The organism is Pseudoxanthomonas kaohsiungensis (assembly GCF_010211765.1).
In the GTDB taxonomy this organism is placed as follows: domain Bacteria; phylum Pseudomonadota; class Gammaproteobacteria; order Xanthomonadales; family Xanthomonadaceae; genus Pseudoxanthomonas; species Pseudoxanthomonas kaohsiungensis.
Map to the genome: position 1 here is coordinate 1 of NZ_PDWO01000027.1, position 8,499 is coordinate 8,499.

The 8,499-nt window shown below is 71.1% G+C and carries 9 protein-coding genes; 4 read left to right on the plus strand and 5 right to left on the minus strand.

The window, feature by feature from the left end:
• The first annotated feature begins 62 nt into the window (after positions 1-62).
• The 4 genes from CSC66_RS16960 (at position 63) to CSC66_RS16975 (ending at position 2,927) form a co-directional block, all read left to right on the plus strand.
• Entirely contained in the window at positions 63-557 is a 495-nt protein-coding gene (locus tag CSC66_RS16960; RefSeq protein WP_162378594.1) for a TPM domain-containing protein, read from the plus strand.
• 162 nt (positions 558-719) lie between these two features.
• A complete protein-coding gene (gene lgt / locus CSC66_RS16965; RefSeq protein WP_162378595.1) occupies positions 720-1,616 on the plus strand; it encodes a prolipoprotein diacylglyceryl transferase in 897 nt (298 codons plus the stop codon).
• Positions 1,613-2,407 carry a thymidylate synthase gene (locus CSC66_RS16970; RefSeq protein ID WP_162378596.1) on the plus strand — a complete coding sequence of 265 codons (795 nt, stop codon included), beginning with the start codon at positions 1,613-1,615 and terminating at the stop codon, positions 2,405-2,407. Before lgt ends, CSC66_RS16970 begins: the two co-directional genes overlap by 4 nt.
• 19 nt (positions 2,408-2,426) lie before the next feature.
• Entirely contained in the window at positions 2,427-2,927 is a 501-nt protein-coding gene (locus CSC66_RS16975) for a dihydrofolate reductase (protein WP_162378597.1), read from the plus strand.
• Positions 2,928-2,966: 39 nt separating this feature from the next.
• Here the strand turns inward: CSC66_RS16975 and CSC66_RS16980 are convergent, their stop codons facing one another.
• The 5 genes from CSC66_RS16980 to CSC66_RS17000 form a co-directional block, all read right to left on the minus strand.
• Entirely contained in the window at positions 2,967-3,818 is an 852-nt protein-coding gene (locus tag CSC66_RS16980; protein ID WP_162378598.1) for a symmetrical bis(5'-nucleosyl)-tetraphosphatase, read from the minus strand.
• Between the two features lie 10 nt (positions 3,819-3,828).
• On the minus strand, positions 3,829-4,212 hold the full coding sequence (gene apaG, locus CSC66_RS16985; protein ID WP_162378599.1) for a Co2+/Mg2+ efflux protein ApaG: 384 nt from the start codon (positions 4,210-4,212) through the stop codon (positions 3,829-3,831).
• 232 nt (positions 4,213-4,444) lie between these two features.
• On the minus strand, positions 4,445-5,221 hold the full coding sequence (gene rsmA / locus CSC66_RS16990; protein WP_162378600.1) for a 16S rRNA (adenine(1518)-N(6)/adenine(1519)-N(6))-dimethyltransferase RsmA: 777 nt from the start codon (positions 5,219-5,221) through the stop codon (positions 4,445-4,447).
• Between the two features lie 44 nt (positions 5,222-5,265).
• Positions 5,266-6,654 carry a sigma-54-dependent transcriptional regulator gene (locus CSC66_RS16995; RefSeq protein ID WP_162378601.1) on the minus strand — a complete coding sequence of 463 codons (1,389 nt, stop codon included), beginning with the start codon at positions 6,652-6,654 and terminating at the stop codon, positions 5,266-5,268.
• 49 nt (positions 6,655-6,703) lie between these two features.
• Complete coding sequence (locus CSC66_RS17000) at positions 6,704-8,305, minus strand: sensor histidine kinase (RefSeq protein WP_202935690.1); 1,602 nt, start codon at positions 8,303-8,305, stop codon at positions 6,704-6,706.
• Between the last annotated feature and the right edge of the window lie 194 nt (positions 8,306-8,499).

The following is an 8,499-nucleotide window of genomic DNA, read 5'->3' on the forward strand; positions in this document are numbered from 1 at the left end:
GGTGGCGGCGGGTCGGGCGGTGGCGGGATGTCCGGCGGCGGCGGTGCATCGGGGCGCTGGTGATGTCGGCCACGCGCTGGTTCCGCCACCTGTTCGCGCCATCGGCGTCGGCCCGCTTTCCCGAAGCGGCGCTGGCGCGGATCGGCGAGGCGATCGCGGCCGGCGAGCGCCTGCACGACGGCGAGATCGTGTTCGCGGTCGAGGCCGGCCTGCCCTGGGCCGCACTGGTGGCCGGCACCGCGCCGCGCGACCGTGCGCACGAAGTGTTCGCCCGGCTTCGGGTCTGGGATACCGCGGCCAACAACGGCGTGCTGCTGTACCTGCTGCTGGCCGACCACGCGATCGAGCTCGTCGCCGACCGCGGCTTCGGCGACCGCGTGGGCGACGGCGAATGGGAGGCGGTGTGCGCGGCGATCGAGGCGGGCCTGGCCGGCGGCGATCCGGCGCAGGCCGTGGTCGACGGCATCGCCCGGCTCTCGGCCCTGGTGGCGATGCACTTTCCGGCAGCCAGCGGCGGCAGTGGCGACGAGCTTCCCGATCGACCGGTGCTGCTGTAGCAGCGGGGGGCTTGCCCGCGACGCGACGCCGCTGGCGCGGCCGATACCTTCGTGTCCCGGCGCCCGGTCGCCCGCCGGCCGGGGACTGCCGGGTCCGGGCCATCGCGCCCGCTCAGGCAGGCTCGGGCACAATAGCCCCAACGTTCCGGAAGCCGACACGCAATGATCGTCCTGCACCAGATCGATCCGATCGCCATCTCGCTGGGCCCGGTGCGGGTGCACTGGTACGGGGTGATGTACCTGCTCGGCTTCCTGCTGGCATGGTGGCTGGGGCAGCGCCGGATCCGCGCCGGCCGCCTGCCGGTCGTGGACGCCAACGCGTTCTCCGACCTGCTGTTCTACGCGATGCTCGGCGTGGTCCTGGGCGGACGCATCGGCTACGTCCTGTTCTACGGCCTGGGCGAGTTCCTGCGCGATCCGCTGATGCTGTTCCGGGTATGGGACGGAGGCATGAGCTTCCACGGCGGCCTGATCGGCGTGCTGGCCGCGGCCTGGCTGTGGTCGCGCCGGCACCGGCTGCATTTCTTCGACACCATGGATTTCATCGCGCCGCTGGTGCCGCCGGGGCTGGGCTTCGGGCGCCTGGGCAACTACATCGGCGGCGAGCTCTGGGGCAAGTACACCGAGGCCGGCTGGGGCGTGGTGTTCCCGACCGGGCTGCCCGAGCAGTACCGCCACTTGGACCCGGCCGCGCTGAAGGCGCAGTTCGACGCCGGTGCGCTGGACGCCTTCGCGCGCCACCCGTCGCAGCTCTACCAGGCCGTGCTGGAGGGGCTGGTGATGTTCGCGGTGCTGTGGTGGTTCTCGTCCAGGCCGCGGCCGCGCTACGCGGTGTCGGGCATGTTCGCGCTGCTGTACGGGGTGTTCCGCTTCGTGGTCGAGTTCGTGCGCGTGCCCGATGTGCAGCTGGGCTACCTGGCCTTCGGCTGGCTGACCATGGGCCAGCTGCTGAGCCTGCCGCTGGTGGCGCTGGGCCTGTTCCTGCTGTGGCGCTCGCACAGCGCGCCGGTGCTGCAACCGCAGCCGCTGGCCTCGACGCGACAGGAGGGCGCCAAGTGAAGCAGTACCTCGAGCTGCTGGGCCACGTGCTGGAACACGGCACCGAGAAGGCCGACCGCACCGGCACCGGCACCCGCAGCGTGTTCGGCTGGCAGATGCGCTTCGACCTGTCCGAAGGCTTCCCGCTGGTCACCACCAAGAAACTGCACCTGCGCTCGATCATCCACGAGCTGCTGTGGTTCCTGAAGGGCGAGACCAACATCGCCTACCTCCGGGACCACAAGGTCAGCATCTGGGACGAGTGGGCCGACGACGACGGCGAGCTCGGGCCGGTCTACGGCAAGCAGTGGCGGCGCTGGACCGGCAGCGACGGCCGCGAGATCGACCAGGTCCGCTGGGTGCTGGACGAGATCCGCCGCAATCCCGATTCGCGCCGGCTGATCGTCAGCGCCTGGAACGTGGCGGACCTGCCGAAGATGGCGCTGATGCCGTGCCACACGATGTTCCAGTTCTACGTGGCCGACGGCCGGCTGAGCTGCCAGCTGTACCAGCGCAGCGGCGACATCTTCCTCGGCGTGCCGTTCAACATCGCCAGCTACGCCTTGCTCACCCACATGGTCGCCCAGGTCACCGGGCTGGAGGTCGGCGACTTCGTGCACACGCTAGGCGACGCGCACCTGTATTCGAACCACTACGAGCAGGCGCGCGAGCAGCTGGCGCGTACGCCGCGCGCGCTGCCCACGCTGCGGCTCAACCCGGGCGTGGACGACCTGTTCGCGTTCACCTTCGAGGACATCGCCATCGAGGGCTACGCCCCGTTGCCGGCGATCAAGGCGCCGGTGGCGGTCTGACCGCGATGCGGACGGTGCCATGAAGGTTTCGCTGGTCGCCGCGCTCGATCGCCAGCGTGGCATCGGTCGCGGCAACGATCTGCCGTGGCGGCTGCCCGACGACCTCAAGCGGTTCAAGGCGCTGACCCTGGGCAAGCCGGTGCTGATGGGGCGCCGGACGGCCGAATCGCTCGGCCGCGCGCTGCCCGGGCGGACCAACCTGGTGCTCACGCGCGGTGGGCAGGTGCCGTTCGAGGGCATGCGGGCGGTGGGCTCGATCGACGAGGCCGTGGCGGTGGCACGGGCCGGCGGCGCGCAGGAGCTGTGCGTGATCGGCGGCGGCGAGGTCTATGCGCTGGCGCTGCCGCGCGCCGACGTGCTGCACCTGACGGAGGTGGACGCAGTGGTCGCCGATGCCGACACCTTCTTCCCTGCGTGGGATCGCGCGCAGTGGCGGGAGGTCGAACGCCAGGCGCGCGCGGCCGATGACCGGCATGCGCATGCGTTCGAATTCGTCGAATACCGCCGCGTTTCATCGTAGAGCGGGGCTTGCCCCGCTTGGGCCGCGCCGGCGGTGCCGTTATTCCTTGCGCAGATGCGGGGGCAATGCCGGCACGTCGCGGCCGGGCACCTGCACGACGCGCAGGTCCTCGCTGTCCAGCTGCAGGGCGGTGAGCTTGCCGCCCCAGACCGCGCCGGTGTCGATGGCGTGGATGCCGCCGGTCAGGGTCAGGCCGAGGGTGGACCAGTGGCCACAGACGATCTTCAGGTCGCGCTCCACGCGTCCGGGCGCCTCGTACCAGGGATACAGGCCGGCGGCCTGGGTGCCCGGCGGGCCCTTCTCCTCGATCGCGATGCGGCCGCGCGGGGTGCAGTAGCGGGCGCGGGTGAACCAGTTGATCGTCGCCCGCCAGCGCTCGTAGCCACGCAGGCCCGGCGACCAGTTCGGCTTGTCGCCGTACATGTTGCGCAGCAGGCCGCGGTAGCCGTCGCCATGCAGCTGGCGCTCGATCTCCAGCGCGTACTGCTCGGCCTGCTGGGTGGTCCACTGCGGCGCCAGCCCGGCATGGACCATGAGCCAGCCCAGGCTGCGGTCGGCATGGACCAGCTTCTGCCGGCGCAGCCAGCCGAGCAGCTCGTCGGCGTCGTCGGCCAGCACCACTCGCTGCAGGTCCGGGTTGACCTTGCGCTTCTCCGCCGGCGCGCGCTCGCCGATGGCCAGCAGCGACAGGTCGTGGTTGCCGAGGACTACTACACTGCGCTCGCGCAGCGAATGCACCAGCCGCAGCGTCTCCAGCGACTGGCCCCCGCGGTTCACCAGGTCGCCGCAGAACCACAGCATGTCGCCGGCCGGGTCGAAGCGGATCTTCTCCAGCAGGCGCTGGGTGGCGTCGTAGCAGCCCTGAAGGTCGCCGATGGCCCAGGTGCTCATCGCGGCCGCCTCAGTGCAGGGTCCGCGGCACGGTCAGCAGGAAGGGGGGGATGGGCGCGTCGAAGCGGGTGCCATCGGCAGCCAGCATGTCGTAGCGTCCCTGCATCGCTCCCTCGCTGGTCTCCAGCACAACGCCGGAGGTGTACTCGTAGTCCCGGCCCGGTTCGAGCCAGGGTTGCTCGCCTACCACGCCGTCGCCGTGCACTTCCTCGACGCGGCCGTTGCCATCGGTGATCTCCCAGTGGCGGGCCAGCAGGCGCGCGGCCACGCTCCCCCGGTTGCGGATGCGGATCGTGTAGGCGAACACGTAGCGCCCGGCATCGGGTTCGGACTGGTCGTCGAGGAAGCGCGGTTCGACGGCGACCTCGATCGCGTAGGGCATGGCCTGTGGCATGGCGACAGTGTAAGCAAAAAGCACGTGACGGCCGAGACGACGGGGCCGGCGCCGCCGCGTTTTGCGATCGTTGCCGTCGCACGGCGGGGTTGTGCCGCGTGATTCCGGCCGTCGCCGCGAGGAGCGGGGCAAGCCCCGCTCTACGGTGTTGCGGCCGTCGCCGCGAGCAGCGGGGCAAGCCCCGCTCTACGGTGTTGCGGCCGTCGCCGGGGTCAGCGGGGCAAGCCCCGCTCTACGGGGCGTTCGCCAGGCGGATGAAGGCCGCCACTTCCAGTTGCTCGGCGCGGGCATCCGGCGCGACCCCGGCCGCCTCGAACTGGGCCGGCGTGCAGACGCCATTGAGTGCGTTGCGCAGGGTCTTCCTGCGCTGGCCGAACGCGGCGCGCACCACCTCGGCGAAGCGCTCGCGGCTGCCGATGCCCACCGTCGCCGGGTCGCGCGGGACCAGCCGCACCACCGCCGAGTCCACCTTCGGCGGCGGCCGGAACGCGCCCGGCGGCACCACGAACAGTGGCTGTACCTGGCAGTAGGCCTGCAGCATCACGCTCAGCCGCCCGTAGACCTTGCTGCCGGGCGGCGCGCCCATGCGGTCGACCACTTCCTTCTGCAGCATGAAGACCATGTCGCGGATCGCCGCGGCGTGGTCCAGCGCATGGAACAGGATCGGCGAGGAGATGTTGTAGGGCAGGTTGCCGCACAGCTTGAACGGCGTGCCGGCGGCCAGCGCGGTGAAGTCCACCGACAGCACGTCGCGGTGGACGATGGTCAGCTCGCCCACGCCTTCGGCCATCGCCGCCAGCGGCCCGACCAGGTCGCGGTCGAACTCGATCACGGTCAGCGCGCCATGGCGGCGCAGCAGCGGCAGGGTGATCGCGCCCTGGCCGGGACCGATCTCGACCAGGCGGTCGCCCGGTCGCGGATCGACGGCCTGGACGATGCGCTCGATGTAGACGCGCTCGTGCAGGAAGTTCTGGCCCAGGGATTTCTTGGGCTGGTGGCTGCTGGTCATGCGCCATTATCGCCGGTCGTGGCGATGGATGCCGCCAGGCCGCCTCAGTCCATCCCCAGCTTCTTGAGCTTGTAGCGCAGCGCGCGGAAGGTGATGCCCAGCTGCGCGGCGGTGCGGGTCTTGTTCCAGCGGTTCTCTTCCAGCGCCTTCTGGATCGCGGCCCGCTCGAGCTGCTCGATGTAGGAGGGCAGGGCGCCGGTGCCCGGGTCCAGGTCGATCACCGCTTCGGCCGGCGCCTGGGCCGTGCCGGCCTCGGCCGGGCCGGGGGCGCGCGCCTGCGGCAGGTGCAGGTCGGCCGCGTCGATGCTGTCGCCATCGGCCAGGGCCAGGGCGCGCTCGAGCACGTTTTCCAGTTCGCGCACGTTGCCGGGGAACGGATAGGCGGCCAGCGCGGCCATCGCCGGCGCGGTCAGCTCCGGCGTCGCCCGGCCCTGGCCGGCGGACAGGCGCTGCAGGATGGAGCCGGCCAGCTGCAGCAGGTCGCCGGTGCGTTCGCGCAGCGGGGGCACCTTCAGCTCGATGACGTTGATGCGGTAGTACAGGTCGTGGCGGAAGCGGCCGTCGGCGACCAGCTGGGCCAGGTCCTTGTGGGTGGCCGAGAGGATGCGCACGTCCACCGCGACCTCGCTGGCGGCGCCGACCGCGCGCACCGACTTCTCCTGGATCGCGCGCAGCAGCTTGACCTGCATCGGCAGCGGCAGCTCGGCGACCTCGTCCAGGAACAGGGTGCCGCCGCTGGCGGCCTGGAACAGCCCGGGCTTGTCGGCATGGGCGCCGGTGAAGCTGCCCTTCCGGTGGCCGAAGAATTCGCTTTCCATCAGCTCGGCCGGGATCGCGCCGCAGTTGACCGGGACGAAGGGGCCGGCGGCGCGCGCGCCCTGCTCGTGGATGGTGCGGGCGACCAGTTCCTTGCCGACGCCCGACTCGCCCAGGATGTAGACGGGCGCCTGGCTGCGGGCCACCTTGGCGATGGTGGCGCGCAGGGTCGCCATCGCCGGCGAGTCGCCGAGCAGGCGGCTGGCCTGCTCCGGCGGCGGCGGCGGCGGCTTGGGCCGCTCGGCGTTGTTCAGTTCCAGCGCGTGCCGGACCAGGCCGCGCAACACGTTGATGTCCACCGGCTTGCTGACGAAATCGAAGGCGCCGGCCTTCAACGCCTCCACCGCCAGGTCCATGCTGCCGAAGGCGGTGATCATCGCCACCGGGGTCTGCGGGTGGTTGCGGGAGATCTCGCCGACCAGCTCGATGCCGCTGCCGTCGGGCAGGCGCATGTCGGTGAAGCACAGGTCGTAGGAGTGGCGGCCCAGCAGTTCGCGGGCCTCGGCCAGGTTGGCCGCGGTATCCACCCGCAGGCCCATCCGCCCCAGGGTCAGTACGAGCAGTTCGCGGATGTCGCGCTCGTCATCGACGATCAGGGCACTGCGGGTTTGGCTCATGCCGGAACGATATCCGAGTCGGGGAGCCGGGCCAAGTCTGGGATGGCCGTCACAGGGACAGGATGGTGTTCGGGCCCGGCAGGGCCACCCGGAAGCAGGCCCCGCCCCCCGGGACCGGCACGTATTCCAGGGTGGCCTGGTTGGCCCGGGTCAGTTCCCGCGCGATGTACAGGCCCAGCCCGGTGCCGTGCTCGGAGGTGGTGAAGAACGGCCGGAACAACTGCGCCACCACGCCTTCCGGGATGCCCGGGCCGCGGTCGAGCACGTCCACGTAGGCGTTGCGCCCGTCCTGGAACACGCGCAGCCGGACCCGCGCCGGCTCGTCCATCATCCGTCCGTACTTGAGCGCGTTGTGCACCAGCGCGGTCAGGATCTGCTGCAGGTGCTTGGGATCGACCAGGGACTGGACCGGCTGCGAGGGCACGATCGCCTCCAGGCTGTCGGTCTCGATCGACAGGGTCTGCCGGTAGTCCTCGACGAAGCGGCGGACGAACGCGCCCAGGTCCAGGTTCTCGGGGTTGGCCCGTTCGCGCCGGGCCAGGCCGAGCACGCTCTCGACGATGCCGTTGGTGCGCAGGCACTGCTGGTGGATGATCTGCAGCAGGCGGCGGTCGGCGTCGTCGACGTTCCGCGACTCCTCCAGCAGCTGCACCGCGTAGTTGATCGCCGCCAGCGGGTTGCGGATCTCGTGGGCCAGGCTGGCCGAGAACCGTCCCAGCGCGGCCAGGGTCAGCGACTCGGCGCGGCGCGACACCACCGTGCTGTCGTCGAGGAACACCAGGGTCAGGTCGCTGTCGGCCAGCAGCCGGGCGAAGCGCGGCTGCACCTCGGGCTGGTCGGGGAACAGCTGCAGCGGGGTGTCGTCGACCTGCCAGCCGCCGCGCCAGCGCTGCAGGCGGCGCGACAGTTCCGGGGCGGCGTGGTTGAGGCTGGTCGGCCCGTTCTGCCCGCCGTCGCCCAGCAGCAGCGACGCGGCCTCGTTGGCCAGGGTGATGTGGTTGTCGGCATCGACCACCAGCACGCCGGTGCGCATGCGGCGGATGATCAGCTCGTTGATCTCCACCAGGTTGGCGACCTCGGCGGTGCGCTGCTCGGCCAGGCGCTGGCTGGAGCGGGCGCGGTGGCCGATCTGGTAGCCGAGCCAGGCCAGGGCCAGGTAGCTGGTGACGAACATCGACAGTTCGGCCAGCGAGCGCGGCCGTTCGCCGTCGGCGAAGGCCGACCAGAGGAACTCCAGGACCAGCGCCAGGCTCGCCAGCACCGCCACGCCCATGCCGTAGCGCAGCGGCAGCAGCATCGCCGCCGCGGCCACGTTGAACAGCAGCATCATCGCGATGCCCGCCGCGACCGGGGGCAGGGCATGGGTCATCAGGGTCGCCGCGAGGATGTCGATGCAGGCCCCGGCGAACACCAGCGGTACCAGCCAGCGCTCGTTGCGGCCCAGCAGCAGCAGGACCACCGCGGCGACCATGTAGACCACCGCCACGACGCCGCCGAGCACGGCATTGCGCGCCTGGCCGACCATCTCCGAGAGCGGGCTGAACACCAGTGCCGCCATGATCGCGGCCTCCAGCACCCGGTACAGGCTGAAGAAATACAGCTCGCGCCGGGGGATCGATTCCAGGCGGTCGATGAGCGAGGGTGGGGTCAAGCCGTGGCTCCCGTAACGCGGCCGGCGGACAGTATAGGGGCAGTGACCGGGCGCCCACGGCCACGGCGGGGCGCCGCCGCGGGCGGGGGGGGCGCGGGCCGCGTCTTTTACCACATCTGCTGTCTACTCCTAGAAAGAGCAGCTGGGACGTGTGGTGTCTCGGGCTTGTATAAACAGAATACGTGAGATGGAGG